We start from the raw sequence: 19,221 nt of genomic DNA, 5'->3' as shown, positions 1-19,221 counted from the left end.
CCGAGGGCAACGACCTCACAACGAGCGACGACGGTACTCGCGGTAGCGCGGCGCCCAGAAGTTGCGCTCGATGGCGGCATGGAGCATGTCGTCCGGGGTTTCCAGCGCTACGCCCTCGGCCTGGGCCTGCTTGGCCACGGCGAAGGCGATGCGCCGGCTGACCTGCTGGATGTCGCGCAGCGGCGGCAGCACCGCGTCGCCCTCCCCCGTCACCACCGGCGAGCATTCGGCCAGGGCGTTGGAAGCGGCCATCAGCATCGCCTCGGTCACGCGCCGGGCGCCGGCGGCGATCACCCCCAGGCCGATGCCGGGGAAGATATAGGAGTTGTTGCACTGGGCGATGTGGATGCTGCGCCCGCCGTGCTCCACCGGCTGGAACGGGCTGCCGGTGGCGACCAGCGCGCGGCCCTCGGTCCACTGGAGGATTTCCGCCGGCGTCGCCTCGACCCGCGAGGTCGGGTTGGACAGCGGCATCACCAGCGGCAGCGGGCAGTGCTTGTACATCTCGCGGATCACCGCCTCGCTGAACAGCCCGCGCTGCCCGGAAACGCCGATCATCACCGTCGGCTTGGCCCGGCTGACCACTTCGAGCACGCCGATGCCGTCCTCGCCGCGCTGCCAGCCGGCCACGTCGGCGGCCTTCTGCGCCAGCTTGCGTTGGAACTCCAGCAGGCCGTCCATGCCTTCCACCAGCAAACCGTGGCGGTCGACCATGAAGATGCGCTGGCGCGCCTGCGCCTCGGACAGCCCTTCCAGCTGCATGGCGGCGATGATGTGCTCGGCGATGCCGCAGCCGGCGGAACCGGCGCCGACGAAGGTGATCACCTGCTCGCTGAGCTTCTGCTGCTTGACCTTGCACGCCGCCAGCAGGGTGCCGACCGCCACCGAGGCGGTGCCCTGGATGTCGTCGTTGAAGCAGCACAGCTGGTCGCGGTAACGCTCCAGCAGCGGCATGGCGTTGGTCTGGGCGAAGTCCTCGAACTGCAGCAGCACGCCCGGCCAGCGGCGCTGCACGGCGCGGATGAACAGCTCGACGAATTCGTCGTAGTCCTTGCCGCTGATGCGCGGGTGGCGCCAGCCCATGTACAGCGGGTCGTCCAGCAGCGCCTGGTTGTTGGTGCCCACGTCCAGCACTATGGGCAGCGTATAGGCCGGGCTGATGCCGCCGCAGGCGGTGTACAGCGACAGCTTGCCGATGGGGATGCCCATGCCGCCGATGCCCTGGTCGCCCAGGCCGAGGATGCGCTCGCTGTCGGTGACCACGATGATCTTCACCTTGTCCTTGGTGGCGCTGCGCAGCACGTCGTCGATGCGCTCGCGGTCCGGCCAGGAGACGAACAGCCCGCGGTGGGTGCGGTAGATCTTCGAGAAGTCCTGGCAGGCCTGGCCCACCGTGGGCGTGTAGATGATCGGCAGCATCTCCTCCAGGTGGCCTTCGAGCAGGCGGAAGAACAGCGTCTCGTTGTTGTCCTGGATGGAGCGCAGGTAGACGTGCCGGTCGAGGTCGGAGGCGCATTGCAGGTACTGCTGGTAGACACGCTCGGCCTGTTCCTCGATGGTCTCCACGGTCTGCGGCAGCAGGCCGATGAGGTTGAAGTCGATGCGCTCCTGCGGGCTGAAGGCGCTGCCCTTGTTCAACAGCGGCATCTCCAGCAGGGCCGGGCCCGAATAGTGGGTGTACAGCGGGTAGTTCGACTTGCGTTCGGTCATGGCTTTCTCCACTGCCTGCATGACGGGCTTCAGGAAACGACAGCGCCCCGTGCAGGGGCGCCGTAGAGGGTAGCGCGTGAAGCTTTCAATGATCCATCGATGCTTCGAGCGCCGAGGGTCCGGCGGCCAGTTCGCGATGCAGGGTTTCCTCGTCCAGCTCCTTGCACCACTTGGCTACCACAACGGTGGCCACGCCGTTGCCCACCAGGTTGGTCAGGGCGCGGGCCTCGGACATGAAGCGGTCGATGCCGAGGATCAGCGCCAGGCCGGCGACCGGCAGGTGGCCCACGGCGGACAAGGTAGCAGCCAGGACGATGAAACCCGAGCCGGTGACGCCGGCCGCGCCCTTGGATGCGATCAGCAGCACCGCCAGCAGGGTCACCTGGTGGATGATATCCATCTGCGTGTCGGTGGCCTGGGCGATGAACACCGCGGCCATGGTCAGGTAGATCGAGGTGCCGTCGAGGTTGAAGGAATAGCCGGTGGGAATCACCAGGCCGACTACAGTCTTGTCGCAGCCCAGTTTCTCCATCTTGGCGATCATCCGCGGCAGCGCGGACTCCGACGAGGAAGTGCCGAGCACGATCAGCAGTTCCTCGCGGATGTAGTTGATGAAACGCAGGATGTTGAAGCCGTGGAAGCGCGCGATGCTACCCAGCACGAGGAGCACGAAGAGGATGCAGGTGAGGTAGAAGCAGGCCATCAGTTCACCCAGTTGCACCAGCGAACCTACGCCATAGGCACCGATGGTGAAAGCCATGGCGCCGAAGGCGCCGATAGGGGCGACGCGCATGATCACGTTGATGATGTTGAACATCACCTGGGTGAAACGCTCGATGAACAGGAAGATCGGCTGGCCCAGGCTGCCCATGCGGTGCAGCGCGTAGCCGAAGAGCACGGAGAAGAACAGCACCTGGAGGATGTCACCGTTGGCGAAGGCGCCGACCACGGTGTTGGGGATGATGTTGAGCAGGAACTCGATGGTGCTCTGCTTCTCGCCGGCCGAGGCGTAGGCGGCGACCTTGCTGGTATCCAGGCTGGCCGGGTCGACGTGCATACCCACACCCGGCTGGACGATGTTGACTACCGCCAGGCCGATGATCAGAGCGATGGTGGAAACCACCTCGAAGTACAGCAGCGCCATGCCACCGGTCTTGCCCACCGCCTTCATGCTCTGCATGCCGGCGATGCCAGTGACCACTGTGCAGAAGATGATCGGCGCAATGGCCATCTTGATCAGTTTTACGAAGCCGTCGCCCAGGGGCTTCATCAGCACCGCGGTCTGCGGATAGAAGTGGCCCAGGGCGATGCCAATGGCAATGGCGATCAGCACCTGCACGTAGAGGCTCTTGTAGAAGGGTTTCTTGCTCATGGCGGCTACCTTTCTCCAGATCGGCGCCGGCCCTCCTGGCCACGGCACCCGACTCCACGAACGGGCCTCCCCATCCTCGAGAGCGCGTCCTGCAGACGGTGGACTCCCGGCGAGCAGTGGCGGTGGCCGGGAACTTGTTACCTATTGTTTCTGACTATAGGCGCTACACAGCGAGGCGAAGTTCCGAATGTCTGCCTGCCGAGCGGGCACGGCTTTTCGTAGGAGCGAGCTTGCTCGCGAATGAGCCCCGTCGCGGAGTCTGTTCGCGAGCAAGCTCGCTCCTACGAAGAGCACTACAGCCTGTAGACAATTGCTCCTACGGGCGCAGGAGACATGCCCTCGTAGGATGGCGTTGAGCGAAGCGATACCCATCACCATGGCCTCGCCTCACGTGTAGGAGCGGGCCCTGCCCGCGATATCGCGCGCAGGGCGCGCTCCTACAAGGGGAATGCAATGGCGCGGGTATCTGCTCCCATCGCCCCGGCTTTTCCGCGCCCCAAAGCAAAACCCCCGACCAGCCAGGCTGATCAGGGGTTTTGGGATAGGTGCTTGACGATGACCTACTCTCACATGGGGAAACCCCACACTACCATCGGCGATGCGTCGTTTCACTGCTGAGTTCGGGATGGGATCAGGTGGTTCCAACGCTCTATGGTCGTCAAGCAATTCTTTCGGATGCTCGTGGCTTGCGCTCACGCTCACCCAGATTCGGGTATGTGACAGGTCTTCTTTGCGGTTCACACGAACTTTCGGTTCGTCGACTTCACCGTCCAACACACAAATTGTTTGGGTGTTATATGGTCAAGCCTCACGGGCAATTAGTATCGGTTAGCTCAACGCCTCACAGCGCTTACACACCCGACCTATCAACGTCGTAGTCTTCGACGGCCCTTCAGGGGAATCAAGTTCCCAGTGAGATCTCATCTTGAGGCTAGTTTCCCGCTTAGATGCTTTCAGCGGTTATCTATTCCGAACATAGCTACCCGGCAGTGCCACTGGCGTGACAACCGGAACACCAGAGGTTCGTCCACTCCGGTCCTCTCGTACTAGGAGCAGCCCCTCTCAAATCTCAAACGTCCACGGCAGATAGGGACCGAACTGTCTCACGACGTTCTAAACCCAGCTCGCGTACCACTTTAAATGGCGAACAGCCATACCCTTGGGACCGGCTTCAGCCCCAGGATGTGATGAGCCGACATCGAGGTGCCAAACACCGCCGTCGATATGAACTCTTGGGCGGTATCAGCCTGTTATCCCCGGAGTACCTTTTATCCGTTGAGCGATGGCCCTTCCATACAGAACCACCGGATCACTAAGACCTACTTTCGTACCTGCTCGACGTGTCTGTCTCGCAGTCAAGCGCGCTTTTGCCTTTATACTCTACGACCGATTTCCGACCGGTCTGAGCGCACCTTCGTACTCCTCCGTTACTCTTTAGGAGGAGACCGCCCCAGTCAAACTGCCCACCATACACTGTCCTCGATCCGGATAACGGATCAGAGTTAGAACCTCAAGCATGCCAGGGTGGTATTTCAAGGTTGGCTCCACGCGAACTGGCGTCCACGCTTCAAAGCCTCCCACCTATCCTACACAAGCAGGCTCAAAGTCCAGTGCAAAGCTACAGTAAAGGTTCACGGGGTCTTTCCGTCTAGCCGCGGATACACTGCATCTTCACAGCGATTTCAATTTCACTGAGTCTCGGGTGGAGACAGCGCCGCCATCGTTACGCCATTCGTGCAGGTCGGAACTTACCCGACAAGGAATTTCGCTACCTTAGGACCGTTATAGTTACGGCCGCCGTTTACCGGGGCTTCGATCAAGAGCTTCGCTTTCGCTAACCCCATCAATTAACCTTCCGGCACCGGGCAGGCGTCACACCCTATACGTCCACTTTCGTGTTTGCAGAGTGCTGTGTTTTTAATAAACAGTCGCAGCGGCCTGGTATCTTCGACCGGCGTGGGCTTACGCAGTAAATACTTCACCCTCACCGGCGCACCTTCTCCCGAAGTTACGGTGCCATTTTGCCTAGTTCCTTCACCCGAGTTCTCTCAAGCGCCTTGGTATTCTCTACCCGACCACCTGTGTCGGTTTCGGGTACGGTTCCTAGTTACCTGAAGCTTAGAAGCTTTTCCTGGAAGCATGGCATCAACCACTTCGCTCTCTAAAAGAAAGCTCGTCATCAGCTCTCGGCCTTGAACACCCGGATTTGCCTAAGTGCCCAGCCTACAACCTTAAACTTGGACAACCAACGCCAAGCTGGCCTAGCCTTCTCCGTCCCTCCATCGCAGTAACTAGAAGTACAGGAATATTAACCTGTTTCCCATCGACTACGCATTTCTGCCTCGCCTTAGGGGCCGACTAACCCTGCGTCGATTAACGTTGCGCAGGAACCCTTGGTCTTTCGGCGTGGGAGTTTTTCACTCCCATTGTCGTTACTCATGTCAGCATTCGCACTTCTGATACCTCCAGCAAGCTTCTCAACTCACCTTCACAGGCTTACAGAACGCTCCTCTACCGCGCATCTTACGATGCACCCGTAGCTTCGGTGTGTGGTTTGAGCCCCGTTACATCTTCCGCGCAGGCCGACTCGACTAGTGAGCTATTACGCTTTCTTTAAAGGGTGGCTGCTTCTAAGCCAACCTCCTAGCTGTCTAAGCCTTCCCACATCGTTTACCACTTAACCACAACTTTGGGACCTTAGCTGACGGTCTGGGTTGTTTCCCTTTTCACGACGGACGTTAGCACCCGCCGTGTGTCTCCCACGCTGACACTTCCAGGTATTCGGAGTTTGCATCGGTTTGGTAAGTCGGGATGACCCCCTAGCCGAAACAGTGCTCTACCCCCTGGAGTGATACGTGAGGCGCTACCTAAATAGCTTTCGAGGAGAACCAGCTATCTCCGAGCTTGATTAGCCTTTCACTCCGATCCACAAGTCATCCCCTACCTTTTCAACGGGAGTGGGTTCGGTCCTCCAGTCAGTGTTACCTAACCTTCAACCTGCTCATGGATAGATCGCCCGGTTTCGGGTCTATACCCAGCGACTAAACGCCCTATTAAGACTCGCTTTCGCTACGCCTCCCCTATTCGGTTAAGCTCGCCACTGAATATAAGTCGCTGACCCATTATACAAAAGGTACGCAGTCACCCAACAAGTGGGCTCCCACTGCTTGTACGCATACGGTTTCAGGTTCTATTTCACTCCCCTCTCCGGGGTTCTTTTCGCCTTTCCCTCACGGTACTGGTTCACTATCGGTCAGTCAGTAGTATTTAGCCTTGGAGGATGGTCCCCCCATGTTCAGACAACGTTTCACGTGCGCCGTCCTACTCGATTTCACTTCCTGGAACCTTTCACATACGGGGCTATCACCCACTATGGCCGCACTTTCCAGAGCGTTCTGTTAGATTCCAAGAAGCTTAAGGGCTAGTCCCCGTTCGCTCGCCACTACTAAGGGAATCTCGGTTGATTTCTGTTCCTCAGGGTACTTAGATGTTTCAGTTCCCCTGGTTCGCCTCACACACCTATGGATTCAGTGTGTGATAACCAGCTTGTGCTGGCTGGGTTCCCCCATTCAGAGATCTCCGGATCAAAGTCTGTTTGCCGACTCCCCGAAGCTTATCGCAGGCTACCACGTCTTTCATCGCCTCTGACTGCCAAGGCATCCACCGTATGCGCTTCTTCACTTGACCATATAACCCCAAGCAATCTGGTCATACGTCTCGAACGTGAAGACGACATTCGCCGAAAATTCGCGCTTGAACTCGCAAATTTTACCTTGACTTGAATGATCACCAGTGAAAGAGATCATTCAGTCTACTTCTATCACATACCCAAATTTTTAAAGAACGGTTCCGGTACAAAGACCAGACAGCAAGGTTCGTTCTATCGAACATTCCTGTCTGAGCTTTACGACGATTGCGGAAGATGGTGGAGCCAAGGAGGATCGAACTCCTGACCTCCTGCGTGCAAAGCAGGCGCTCTCCCAGCTGAGCTATGGCCCCATCAGATCAAGGCACCACCACAACAATTGGTGGGTCTGGGCAGATTCGAACTGCCGACCTCACCCTTATCAGGGGTGCGCTCTAACCAACTGAGCTACAGACCCAATCGTTTCGGCCCTGCAGGTCGACCTCACCCTACTCTCAATCCAAGAGCCTGGGGTGCGCTCTAACCAACCGAGCAACAACCTAATCGTCTAACCAGTGAATCAAGCAATTCGTGTGGGAGCTTATGAGAAAGCTGAGATCATCGATTAAGGAGGTGATCCAGCCGCAGGTTCCCCTACGGCTACCTTGTTACGACTTCACCCCAGTCATGAATCACTCCGTGGTAACCGTCCCCCTTGCGGTTAGACTAGCTACTTCTGGAGCAACCCACTCCCATGGTGTGACGGGCGGTGTGTACAAGGCCCGGGAACGTATTCACCGTGACATTCTGATTCACGATTACTAGCGATTCCGACTTCACGCAGTCGAGTTGCAGACTGCGATCCGGACTACGATCGGTTTTCTGGGATTAGCTCCACCTCGCGGCTTGGCAACCCTCTGTACCAACCATTGTAGCACGTGTGTAGCCCTGGCCGTAAGGGCCATGATGACTTGACGTCATCCCCACCTTCCTCCGGTTTGTCACCGGCAGTCTCCTTAGAGTGCCCACCATAACGTGCTGGTAACTAAGGACAAGGGTTGCGCTCGTTACGGGACTTAACCCAACATCTCACGACACGAGCTGACGACAGCCATGCAGCACCTGTGTTCCGATTCCCGAAGGCACTCCCGCATCTCTGCAGAATTCCGGACATGTCAAGGCCAGGTAAGGTTCTTCGCGTTGCTTCGAATTAAACCACATGCTCCACCGCTTGTGCGGGCCCCCGTCAATTCATTTGAGTTTTAACCTTGCGGCCGTACTCCCCAGGCGGTCGACTTATCGCGTTAGCTGCGCCACTAAGATCTCAAGGATCCCAACGGCTAGTCGACATCGTTTACGGCGTGGACTACCAGGGTATCTAATCCTGTTTGCTCCCCACGCTTTCGCACCTCAGTGTCAGTATCAGTCCAGGTGGTCGCCTTCGCCACTGGTGTTCCTTCCTATATCTACGCATTTCACCGCTACACAGGAAATTCCACCACCCTCTACCGTACTCTAGTCAGGCAGTTATGGATGCAGTTCCCAGGTTGAGCCCGGGGATTTCACATCCATCTTACCAAACCACCTACGCGCGCTTTACGCCCAGTAATTCCGATTAACGCTTGCACCCTTCGTATTACCGCGGCTGCTGGCACGAAGTTAGCCGGTGCTTATTCTGTTGGTAACGTCAAAACAGCAAGGTATTAACTTACTGCCCTTCCTCCCAACTTAAAGTGCTTTACAATCCGAAGACCTTCTTCACACACGCGGCATGGCTGGATCAGGCTTTCGCCCATTGTCCAATATTCCCCACTGCTGCCTCCCGTAGGAGTCTGGACCGTGTCTCAGTTCCAGTGTGACTGATCATCCTCTCAGACCAGTTACGGATCGTCGCCTAGGTGAGCCATTACCCCACCTACTAGCTAATCCGACCTAGGCTCATCTGATAGCGTGAGGTCCGAAGATCCCCCACTTTCTCCCGTAGGACGTATGCGGTATTAGCGCTCCTTTCGGAACGTTGTCCCCCACTACCAGGCAGATTCCTAGGCATTACTCACCCGTCCGCCGCTGAATCCAGAAGCAAGCTCCCTTCATCCGCTCGACTTGCATGTGTTAGGCCTGCCGCCAGCGTTCAATCTGAGCCATGATCAAACTCTTCAGTTCAATACTGATCGGGTTTTGAGAAAACCCTAAACTTGGCTCAGCAATCGCAAAAAACTCTCGAATTCACGAGTGTTACTTGTGATGCTGATAATCTTGCGATCACCAGTCTTAGCTCACAAGCACCCACACGAATTGCTTGATTCAACTTGTTAAAGAGCAGTTGGTTAAGGCTTTCGTCTCAACCGAGGCCGCGCATTTTACAGCAACCTCACTTCCCGTCAACACCTAATTTAAAAAATATTTTCTTTAAATTCAGCGTCTTATGTAAAACCCTATGGGCTTTGCCAGTTGACGGGCGGCGAATTATATAGACCTCCGAATGGTTGTCAACACTTCTTTCAACATCGTGTTTCCCGATTGGAGCCATGCGGTTCAGGCCCGACTCCGGCGCCCGCCATGATTAGGCGGCCTCTATATAGATAGCGCCGCCACTCCACTGGCGCCACAGCCGGTCGCCCGACACTTGCCTGATCGCCAGCGCCCCGGCAGCATGTCCAGCGGCACCGCCAAGGAGACCCAGGCGACCGCCATACATTTCTATGAATTTCCCAGGGAACATTGGATATGGATATCAAGGTCATCGCATTCATCTGCCTGGCAGCTTTGGCATTGGAGCTGCTGCGCGTCTACCGCAGCTCCACCGACAGGCGCCGGGACCAGCGGCAGACCGGGCAGTAGGACTACTGCCCAAGGCAAGAGAGCTGATCCCCCACCTCACCGCTGAAGCATCGCCCGATGCCGGCGAGGCGGGGGAATCGCTTCTGTAGACAGCGCCACGGCGACAAGTTCCCCCTCCCCTGCATTTCTGCGCGCTGCCTTCTCCGCGAAGGACGCATTGGGCATCGATGCCTGCCGCTCCCAGGCCAGGTGTCGGGCTTACCGACCAACCCCACTTTCCTCTTCCACTCCCAGCAATTCCAACGCCACGTCGCGGAACTGCCGCACCACCCGGCTCTCGTTGTCCGGGTTGCACACCAGCGCCAGGCCAACGGTGCGCTCCTGGTGCGGCGTCTCCAGTTCCAGGAAGCACACCGGCGCCGCCGAATTGCGCGCGTGCAGCGCCGGCACCAGGGCGACGCCCAGGCCGCAGGCCACCAGGCTGATGGCCGCCTGCACCTGGGTGGTGGAATGCACCAGCTGCGGCACGAACCCCGCCGCCTGGCATAGCTGCAACAGCACGTAGTGCAGCCCTTCGCTGTGCGGGTAGTCGATCAGCGGCTGGTCGGCCACCTCGGCCAGGTGCACACGGCGGCGGCCATCGCCAGCCAGCGGGCTGTCGCGCGGCACCACCAGCATCATCGGCTCCCACTCCAGGGGAATCAGTTGCAACGACGTTGGCTGGGGCAGCGGGAAGCGCACCAGGCCGACGTCCGCGCGGCCGTTCTCGACCAGCTCCAGCACCCCGCTGGAAGGCAGCTCGCGCAGCTCCAGGGCGATGCCCGGGTAGCGCCGGCGAAACTCGGGGATCAGCCGCGGGACCAGCGACAGCGTCGCCGAACCCACCGAGCCGAGGGTCAGCTGGCCGCGAGCGCCGGCGCCCGCTTCCAGCGCGTAACGCTGCGCCTGCTGCAGGTGCAGCAGCACCTTGCGCAGCTCCGGCAGCACGGCCTGGCCCGCTTCGGTCAGGCTCACCTGGCGCGTGGTGCGCTCGAACAGCGGCAGGCCGATCTCCTCCTCCAGCTTGCGGATCGACACCGACAGCGGCGGCTGGGACATGTGCAGGCGCTCGGCGGCCTCGCGGAAGTTCAGGGTCTCGGCGAGGGCGAGGAATTGGTGAATCTGGCGCAGCTCCACACTGATACTCCATACGTATCAATAATGCGCCAAATAATATTGGATGAACGAGGATACCGACCATAGCCTGAAGCCACTCGATGCCAACAATCCCAACAGGAGAGTGACTCCATGGCGCACAACGAAATCGCCCTCGGGCAAGGCTATCACTGGCAGGACCTCGAACCCGGCCAGCGCTTCCGCACCTACCGCCGCACCGTCACCGAGGCCGACCTGATCGGCTTCGTCGGCGTCACCGGGCAAACCGAGGTCATCTTCATCGACAGCACCTTCGCCGGCGCCATCCAGGGCCGCCCGGTGCCCGCCGCGCTGAGCTACAGCCTGATCGAGGGCATCCTCATGCAGACCATGCTGCAGGGCACCGGCCTGGCCCTGCTGGAACTGCACAAGAGCGTACGCGGCCCGGTGGTGGTGGGCGACACCCTGGAAGCGCTGGTGGAAATCGAGGAGGTCCGCCCCACCTCCAAACACGGCCGCGCCGTGGTCACTTCCCGCGTCAGCGTGCTCAACCAGCGCGCGGAAACGGTGATCGAATATCAGGTCAAACGCCTGCTGGCCGGACGGGGTGAAGGCTGATGCTCGAAGCCCTCGACTTCCGCCCCCTGCCGCCCCGCCACGAGGCCCTGCGCAGCGAGCTGCGCACCTTCCTCGCCGAGCGCCTGGGCGACTATCCGCTGGACCTGCGCGCGCGCAGTTGGCAGGGCTTCGACGCCGACTTCAGCCGGGCCCTGGCGGCGCGCGGCTGGGTCGGCCTGACGCTGCCCCGCGAGTATGGCGGCGCCGGCCTCGACCCCCTGGCCCGTTTCGTGGTGGTGGAAGAGCTGCTCTGCGCCGGCGCGCCGGTAGCCGCCCACTGGATCGCCGACCGCCAGAGCGGGCCGCTGCTGCTGCGCTTCGGCAGCGAGGCGCAGAAGCGCTTCCACCTGCCGGCGATCTGCCGTGGCGAGCAGTTCTTCTGCATCGGCATGAGCGAACCCAATTCCGGCTCGGACCTGGCCAGCGTGCGCACCCGCGCCGAGCGCAATGCCACCGGCTGGCGGCTCAATGGCCAGAAGATCTGGACCACCTACGCCCAGCACAGCCACTACATGATTGCCCTGGTGCGCACTTCCGGCAGCGCGGAGGACCGCCATGGCGGCCTGTCCCAGGTGATCGTCGACCTGACACTGCCAGGCGTGAGCATCCGCCCGATCCGCGACCTCACCGGCGCCGAGCACTTCTGCGAGGTGTTCTTCGACGACGTGCAGCTACCCGAGGGCGCCCTGGTCGGCAAGGAAGGCGAAGGCTGGAAGCAGGTCACCGCCGAGCTGGCCTTCGAGCGCAGCGGGCCGGAACGCATCTACTCCAGCATCGCACTGCTCGATGCGTGGATGGACTGGCTGCGCGTACGGCCGCAGCCCGGCCATGAACGCCTGCTGGGCCAACTGCTCGGCGAACTGATGGTGCTGCGCGCGCTTTCGGTGAGCCTCGCCGCGCAACTGGCCGACGGCCGCAGCCCGGTGGTCGAGGCCGCGCTGGTGAAGGACCTGGGCACCGCCTTCGAGCAATCCATCCCCGCCCTGCTCGGCGACGTGCTGGGCGCCATCGACGGCGCCGAGGCGCCGCACCTGCTGCGGCGCACCCTGGCCTACCTGGAACGCATGGCCCCGGTGTTTTCCCTGCGCGGCGGCACCCGCGAAATCCTCCGCGGCGTAGTCGCCCGCGGCCTTGGCCTGCGATAGGAGCCCGCCATGAACCTCGACACCCTGATCATCGACGCCTTCGGCCAATGGCTGGAAGGCGAAGTCAGCCCCGAACGGGTCCGCCGCATCGACCTGGGCGAGCCTGCCGATGCCCTCTGGCGCTCACTGGCCGAACACGGCTTCGCCGACCTGCTGTTGCCCGAAGCCCAGGGCGGCGCCGCGGCCAGTGCGCAAACCGCCTGCCGCCTCCTGTTCGCCGCCGGCGGCGCGGCCCTGCCGTTGCCCCTGGCCAGTACCTGGTGGGTACGCGCGGCGCTGGCCGAAACCGGCCTGCCGCTGCCCGAAGGCCCCATCGCCCTGGCAACCGGCCGGCGCGAGGGCGCCACCCTGGGGTGCCGCCAGGTGCCCTTCGCCGCCAGCGCCCAGTGGCTGCTGGCCGAGCTGCCGGATGGTGCCTGGCTGCTGCCGCTGGCCTCGGCGCAACGCCAGGCCAACGGCGTCTACGCCAGCCTGGCCCAGGACCTGAGCTGGCCCGGTCTGCCCGCAGACGCCCTGCGCCTGCCGGCCGGGCGCGACTGGCGCGCCCTGGGCGCCGCCTTCAGCGCCGCGCTGATCGCCGGCGCCGGCGAACGCGTCCTGCAGTTGACCCTGGAATACGCCAATACCCGCCAGCAGTTCGGCAAGCCCATCGGCCGCTTCCAGGCCATCCAGCAGCAGCTCAGCGTATTGGCCGAGGAAGTCTTCGCCGCACGCATGGCGGCACAGCTGGCGCTGCATGGCGCCTCGTGGCCGGCCAGCGTTCCGGCCGCGGTGGCCAAGGCGCGCTGCAGCGCTGCCGCCGAACGCATCTGCGCCATCGCCCACGGCGTGCTCGGCGCCATCGGCGTCACCGAGGAGTACGACCTGCAACTGTACACCCGGCGTCTCCACGAGTGGCGCGCCGACTACGGCAGCGAGTCGGCCTGGCAGCCGCTGATCGGCCGCGCGGCCCTGGATGGCCCGGGAAACAGCCTGGCCTTCCTCGAACGCCACCTGCCCGCCGCCTGATCCGCGGCACCCGTGCTTCTCATAACAATCACAATGGAGAACACCCATGGCCCAGCTACTCAGCCAAACCCAGCAGGCCCCGGCGCTCGCCGGGGCCGCCCCGCGCGCCGGCACGCCCATCGCCTGGCGCACCATCGTCGCCGGTAGCATCGGCAACACCGTGGAATGGTTCGACTGGACGGTCTACACCGCCTTCGCCCTCTACTTCAGCCACCAGTTCTTCCCCTCCGACAACGAGACCACTGCGCTGCTGGCCAGCTTCGCCGTATTCGCCATCGGCTTCGCCATGCGCCCGCTGGGCGGCTGGGTGATCGGCGTGTTCAACGACCGCGCCGGACGCAAGGCGGCGCTGAACCTGACCATCCTGATGATGGCCCTGCCTTCGCTGCTGATCAGCCTGATGCCCACCTATGCCAGCATCGGCATCGCCGCGCCGCTGCTGATGGTCCTGGCGCGCATGGTCCAGGGCCTGTCGGTGGGCGGCGAATACGGCGCCGCGGCGACCTTCCTCGCCGAGTCGGCGCCGGCCAGCCAGCGCGGGCTCTATTCGGGCTTCTTCTTCGCCAGCATCGCCCTCGGCCTGCTGGTGGCCTCCGGGCTGGCCTGGCTGCTCAGCCAGTGCCTGAGCCGCGAGCAACTGATGGATTTCGGCTGGCGCATCCCCTTCTTCATCGGCGGCCTGGGCAGCCTGGCGGGTTTCTGGATCCGCCATGGCGTGGAGGAGACCGCGGCCTTCCGCAAGGGCCACGAACAGCGCCGCGGCCAGCGCCTAGAGCAGCCGCTGCGCACGCTCTGGCGCGAGCATCCGCAGGCGGTGAAACGCCTGGTGGGCATCAGCCTGCTGGGGGCCTTCGCCTTCTACCTGTTCGTCAGCTACCTGCCGGTGCACGCCATCCGCAGCCTCGGCGCCTCGCCGGGCACCGCCTACGGCGCCAGCAGCCTGGCACTGGTGGTGTTCATGCTTTCGCAGCCGCTGTTCGGCTGGCTGTCCGACCGCATCGGCCGGCGCCCGCAGCTGATCGTCTTCGCCCTCGGCTACGCCCTGCTGCTGTACCCGGTGGTGCGCTCGATGAACGCCTCCTTCGGCGCCATCCTCGCCGTGGAACTGTTCGGCCTGCTGCTCTACGGCCTGTACTCGGCCATCGCCCCGGCGATCAAGTCGGAACTGTTCAGCACCGACATCCGCGCCCTGGGCATCGGCCTGCCCTACAACCTGGTGGTGGCGATCTTCGGCGGCACCACCCCATACCTGATGACCTGGCTGCAGAGCCGCGGCGACGAGCAGTGGTTCCTGGTCTACGTCTCGGCCATGGCCGTCATCACCCTGGTGGCCTTCCTGCGCATGCCGGAAACCCGTGGCCAACCCCTGCACTGATTCGGAGAACAGCATGAGCAACACGCAAGCCACCCACCAAGGCCCGCTCGCCGGCCTGCGCGTCCTCGACCTGTCGCGGGTCCTGGCCGGCCCCTGGGCCACGCAGGTCCTCGGCGACCTGGGCGCCGACGTGATCAAGGTGGAACGCCCCAGCCGCCGCGACGACACCCGTACCTGGGGCCCACCCTTCCTGGAAGACAGCGGCCAGACCTGGGACGCCGCCTACTACTTCTGCGCCAACCGCAACAAGCGCGCCATCGCCGTGGACTTCGGCCATCCGGACGGCGCCGCCCTGCTGCGCCGGCTGGCCGCCTCGGCGGACGTGCTGGTGGAGAACTACAAGGTTGGCACCCTGGCCCGCTACGGCCTGGACTACGCCGCACTGAAGGCGCTCAACCCGCGCCTGGTGTACTGCTCGGTCACCGGCTTCGGCCAGACCGGCCCCTACGCCGGGCGCGGCGGCTACGACTTCCTGGTGCAGGGCATGAGCGGGCTGATGAGCATCACCGGGCACCGCGACGACGAGCCCGGCGCCGGGCCTCTGAAAGTCGGGCTGCCGGTCAGCGACCTGTTCTGCGGCCTGTACGCCACCATCTCCATCCTCGCCGCCCTCAACCACCGCCATGCCAGCGGCGAGGGCCAGCACATCGACTGCGCGCTGCTCGACAGCCAACTGTCGCTGATGGCCAACCAGGCCATGAACTTCCTGGTCGGCGGCCAGGTGCCGCAGCGCCTGGGCAACGCCCACCCCAACGTGGTGCCCTACCGCGACTTCGCCTGCAGCGACGACTACATCCTCGTGGCCTGCGGCGCCGACGGCCAGTTCCAGGCGCTGTGCCGCCTGCTCGGCCGCGATGACCTGGCCGGCGACCCGCGCTTCACCCGCAACGCCGGGCGCAGCCAGCATCGCCGCGAACTGGAAGTGGAGCTGGCGAAGACCATCGGCACCTGGCGCGCCGCCGACCTGCTGGCGGCCATGGAAGAAGCCGGCGTCCCCGGCGGGCCGATCAACGACCTGCAACAGGCCCTGGCCGACCCGCACGTGCAGGCCCGCGGCATGCTGCAAACGCTGCAGCGCCAGGACGGCACGCCGGTCACCCTGCTCGGCTACCCGGCCAAGTTCTCCGCCACGCCGCCCAGCTACCGCCTGGCGCCGCCGGTGTTCGCCCAGGACACCGCCAGCCTGCTGGGCGAGGAACTGGGCCTGGCGACCGCGCAACTGGCCGAGCTGGCCGCCAAAGGCGCCATCGCCCTGGCCCAGCCATCGACCGTACGCGCCGCCAAGGCCGGTTGAGGTTCAGCCCGGCAACCGCTCCACCCCGCGCAAGTGGGCCAGCACCTGGTCCACCGCGCGGTCCAGGCAGCCCTTGAAGAAATGGTTGGCGCCGGCGAACAGGGTGACCGGGCGCTGTTCGGGCCGCGCCCAGTCCAGCAGATTGGCCAGCGGCGCCATTTCATCGGCCTCTCCGTGCAATAGAAGGCAGTCCGCCGGTAGCGCCATGGGTTCGTAGTGCCGGCCGCCGGGCACCGTGCCCACCGGCAGGCCCATCAGCACCAAGGCCTCGGCCGGCTGCGCCAGGTCGCGGGCGGTGCGGGCAAACACGTAGGCGCCGAAGGAAAAGCCCACCAGCGCCAGGGGCAGGTCCGGGTAGCGCTCGCGCAGATAGGCAACCACCGCCTGGCTGTCCTGCGCTTCGCCGATGCCCTCGGCGTACTCGCCCTCGGTGCCGTCCACCCCGCGGAAGCTCGGGCGCACCGCCAGCCAGCCGGCCTTGCTCAGGCGCCGCGCCAGGGTCAGCGGCACCAGGTGCCGCGGGCTGCCGCCGAGCAGCGGCTGCGGGTGGCTGACCATGGCCACGCCGCGGGCCGGGCCGGCCGGGGCGTCGATGAGCAGCTGGACCCGGCCTGCCGGGCCATCGATCAGCAGCGGGTTGCGGTCTTCATCGGGCATCGCGGTGTTCTCGTTCGGAAAGCGGGTGGCCAGGGTAATCCAGGCAGTCCCCGGGGTGGGCAAAAAGCACGCATGCGACCGCCCATGCCCCGCCTCTGCCATCCCCGGGCGAGCTGATACACTGCTCTACTGCCGCCGGGCCCGGGGCCTGGCGTCGAACAAGCAGTGAACGAGGACAGTATGAAAGCCGATTTCGCGACCACCCACCTGCAAGCGGCGGTGACAGCATGATCGAGGTAACCGAGGTTTCCATTGCCGAGCTGCGCGACGCGCTCGAGTCCGGCAGCACCACCGCGGTCGAACTGGTCAAGGCCTATCTCGCGCGGATCGATGCCTACGACGGCGCCGACACCCCCACCGCGCTGAACGCAGTCGTGGTGCGCAACCCCGATGCGCTGGCGGAGGCCGAGGCGTCCGACGCGCGCCGCGCCCGGGGCGAGACGCTGGGCCCGCTGGACGGCATCCCCTACACCGCCAAGGACAGCTACCTGGTGAAGGGCCTGACCGCGGCTTCCGGCAGCCCGGCCTTCAAGGACCTGGTGGCCTACCGCGACGCCTTCACCATCGAGCGCCTGCGCGCCGCCGGCGCCATCTGCCTGGGCAAGACCAACATGCCGCCCATGGCCAACGGCGGCATGCAGCGCGGCGTATATGGCCGCGCCGAAAGCCCCTACAACGCCGCCTACCTCACCGCGCCCTTCGCCTCCGGCTCGTCCAACGGCGCGGGCACGGCCACCGCGGCCAGCTTCTGCGCCTTCGGCCTGGCCGAGGAAACCTGGTCCAGCGGCCGCGGCCCGGCCTCGAACAACGGCCTGTGCGCCTACACCCCGTCGCGCGGGGTGATCTCGGTGCGCGGCAACTGGCCGCTGACGCCGACCATGGACGTGGTGGTGCCCTACGCCCGGACCATGGCCGACTTGCTGGAAGTACTGGACACGGTGGTGGCCGAGGACGCCGACAAACGCGGCGACCTGTGGCGCCTGCAACCCTGGGTGCCGATCCCCGACGTCGCCTCGGTGCGCCCGGCGTCCTACCTGGAACTGGCCGCCAAGGCCGACGCCCTGGCCGGCAAGCGCCTCGGCGTGCCGCGCATGTTCATCAACAAGGATGAAGTGGCCGGCACCAGCGAGAACCCCGGCATCGGCGGGCCGACCGGGCAGCGCATCCACACCCGGCCCTCGGTGATCGCCCTCTGGGAACAGGCCCGCAAGGCCCTGGAAGCGGCCGGCGCCGAAGTGGTCGAGGTGGACTTCCCGCTGGTTTCCAACTGCGAGGGCGACCGCCCCGGCGCGCCGACGGTGTTCAACCGCGGCATCGTCTCCAAGGAATTCCTCCACGACGAGCTGTGGGAGCTGAGCGGCTGGGCCTTCGACGACTTCCTGCGGGCCAACGGCGATCCCAGGCTGAACCGCCTGGCCGACGTGCAGGGCGAGCTGATCTTCCCCCACGACCCCGGCACCCTGCCCAACCGCGAGGGCGACCTCGCCGCCGGCATGGACGAATACGTGCGCATGGCCCAGCGCGGCATCAAGCCCTGGGACCAGATCGCCACCCTGCCCGACGGCCTGCGCGGCCTGGAGAAGACGCGCAAGCTCGACCTGGAAGACTGGATGGACGAACTCGGCCTCGACGCCGTGCTCTTCCCCACCGTGGCCGACGTGGGCCCGGCGGACGCCGACGTCAACCCGGCCTCGGCGGACATCGCCTGGAGCAACGGCGTGTGGGTCGCCAACGGCAACCTCGCCATCCGCCACCTGGGCGTGCCCACGGTGACGGTGCCCATGGGCGTGATGGCGGACATCGGTATGCCGGTGGGCCTGACCTTCGCCGGCCGCGCCTACGACGACTCGGCCCTGCTGCGCTTCGCCGCGGCCTTCGAGTCGACCGGCAAGCGCCGCATCGTCCCCCCGCGCACCCCGCCGCTGGCGCACGGCTGACGAGGCCACGGGCGGGTCGGCGCGCAGGCGCCGGTCCCGCCCGCTGCAGAACGACATCGAAGCGCCAAGGAGGGCCGCCCGCCATGAACGAACCCACCCTCAGGCCGGCACTGGCCAGCGACCTCCCCTTCGTCTACCGCGGCGAGCTGGCCTACATCCGCCAATGGGAGCCGGCCCACGAGGACGACTGGTACCGGCAACTGGAGCGGCACCTGACGCGCTGGGTCGAGCATCTGGAGCGCCTGACCATCGCCACCCTGGAAGGACAGCCCGTAGGCTACAGCCTCTGGATGCCGGACGAGGGCCATGCCGAACTCTGCACGCTCGGCGTCTGCGCCGCTTTCCGCCGCAAGGGCGTTGGAGATGCGTTGCTCCAGGCCTATATCGCCGCGGCCAGGGCCGAAGGCTTCAGCCACCTCACCCTGAACGTGCGCCAGGACAACCCGGCACGCCGTCTCTACGAACGGGCGGGCTTCCGCCACCTGGGCACCTCACCCAACGGCTACCTGCGGTACATGCTGCAAGCGGCGCCATGTAAGGCGCATGGGTAGCCGCCCTGCCCCCA

General features: G+C 64.0%; 11 protein-coding genes, 2 tRNA genes and 3 rRNA genes. 7 read left to right on the top strand and 9 right to left on the bottom strand.

Translation table 11 applies throughout. The features are described from left to right. Window positions 1–15: 15 nt before the first annotated feature. The 8 genes from M8R19_RS31360 to M8R19_RS31325 all read right to left on the bottom strand — a co-directional run bounded on the left by M8R19_RS31360 (window position 16) and on the right by M8R19_RS31325 (window position 10,664). Window positions 16–1,710, bottom strand: coding sequence for an NAD-dependent malic enzyme (locus M8R19_RS31360; RefSeq protein WP_249919925.1), 1,695 nt, complete (start codon window positions 1,708–1,710; stop codon window positions 16–18). Between the two features lie 85 nt (window positions 1,711–1,795). Beyond that, a complete protein-coding gene (locus tag M8R19_RS31355; protein ID WP_064583035.1) occupies window positions 1,796–3,082 on the bottom strand; it encodes a dicarboxylate/amino acid:cation symporter in 1,287 nt (428 codons plus the stop codon). 547 nt (window positions 3,083–3,629) lie between these two features. Next, a 5S ribosomal RNA gene (gene rrf / locus M8R19_RS31350) occupies window positions 3,630–3,745 on the bottom strand. A gap of 134 nt (window positions 3,746–3,879) precedes the next feature. Continuing rightward, window positions 3,880–6,769 (bottom strand): 23S ribosomal RNA (locus M8R19_RS31345). A 236-nt stretch (window positions 6,770–7,005) separates the two neighbouring features. After that, window positions 7,006–7,081, bottom strand: a tRNA-Ala gene (locus M8R19_RS31340). Window positions 7,082–7,108: 27 nt separating this feature from the next. After that, window positions 7,109–7,185, bottom strand: a tRNA-Ile gene (locus M8R19_RS31335). 148 nt (window positions 7,186–7,333) lie between these two features. Further along, window positions 7,334–8,870, bottom strand: a 16S ribosomal RNA gene (locus M8R19_RS31330). The 16S, 23S and 5S rRNA genes sit together here with 2 tRNA genes alongside, the layout of an rRNA operon. Before the next feature lie 876 nt (window positions 8,871–9,746). Next, entirely contained in the window at window positions 9,747–10,664 is a 918-nt protein-coding gene (locus M8R19_RS31325; protein WP_074984551.1) for a LysR family transcriptional regulator, read from the bottom strand. A gap of 111 nt (window positions 10,665–10,775) precedes the next feature. Between M8R19_RS31325 and M8R19_RS31320 the strand changes: the two genes are divergently transcribed. Genes M8R19_RS31320 through M8R19_RS31300 form a run of 5 tightly spaced genes read left to right on the top strand, consistent with a single transcriptional unit; the run spans window position 10,776 to window position 16,062 of the window. Beyond that, entirely contained in the window at window positions 10,776–11,240 is a 465-nt protein-coding gene (locus M8R19_RS31320; RefSeq protein ID WP_074984549.1) for a MaoC family dehydratase, read from the top strand. Beyond that, the gene (locus tag M8R19_RS31315; protein WP_502943077.1) at window positions 11,237–12,385 is read left to right on the top strand and encodes an acyl-CoA dehydrogenase family protein; all 1,149 of its coding nucleotides are present in this window, start codon (window positions 11,237–11,239) and stop codon (window positions 12,383–12,385) included. The genes M8R19_RS31320 and M8R19_RS31315 overlap by 4 nt, the downstream gene beginning before the upstream one ends. 9 nt (window positions 12,386–12,394) lie before the next feature. Beyond that, window positions 12,395–13,393, top strand: a complete 999-nt coding sequence (locus M8R19_RS31310) for an acyl-CoA dehydrogenase family protein (RefSeq protein ID WP_249919923.1) — start codon at window positions 12,395–12,397, stop codon at window positions 13,391–13,393. Window positions 13,394–13,439: 46 nt separating this feature from the next. Then, the gene (locus tag M8R19_RS31305; protein WP_074984542.1) at window positions 13,440–14,768 is read left to right on the top strand and encodes an MFS transporter; all 1,329 of its coding nucleotides are present in this window, start codon (window positions 13,440–13,442) and stop codon (window positions 14,766–14,768) included. 13 nt (window positions 14,769–14,781) lie between these two features. Further along, window positions 14,782–16,062 carry a CaiB/BaiF CoA transferase family protein gene (locus tag M8R19_RS31300; RefSeq protein WP_074984540.1) on the top strand — a complete coding sequence of 427 codons (1,281 nt, stop codon included), beginning with the start codon at window positions 14,782–14,784 and terminating at the stop codon, window positions 16,060–16,062. 3 nt (window positions 16,063–16,065) lie between these two features. On the opposite strand, the gene M8R19_RS31295 is transcribed toward M8R19_RS31300, so the two are convergent. Continuing rightward, window positions 16,066–16,719, bottom strand: coding sequence for an alpha/beta hydrolase (locus M8R19_RS31295; protein WP_249919922.1), 654 nt, complete (start codon window positions 16,717–16,719; stop codon window positions 16,066–16,068). 227 nt (window positions 16,720–16,946) lie between these two features. Here M8R19_RS31295 and M8R19_RS31290 point away from each other — a divergent pair, with 227 nt between their 5' ends. Continuing rightward, entirely contained in the window at window positions 16,947–18,656 is a 1,710-nt protein-coding gene (locus M8R19_RS31290; RefSeq protein ID WP_249919921.1) for an amidase, read from the top strand. A gap of 83 nt (window positions 18,657–18,739) precedes the next feature. Then, a complete protein-coding gene (locus tag M8R19_RS31285; RefSeq protein ID WP_249919920.1) occupies window positions 18,740–19,207 on the top strand; it encodes a GNAT family N-acetyltransferase in 468 nt (155 codons plus the stop codon). The last annotated feature ends 14 nt before the right edge of the window (window positions 19,208–19,221 follow it).

It is taken from the genome of Pseudomonas sp. R3.Fl, from assembly GCF_023516765.1.
GTDB classification, from domain to species: Bacteria; Pseudomonadota; Gammaproteobacteria; order Pseudomonadales; family Pseudomonadaceae; genus Pseudomonas; species Pseudomonas citronellolis.
Note: the sequence above shows the minus strand (reverse complement) of the source record. Positions and strands in the feature narration are given on the sequence as shown.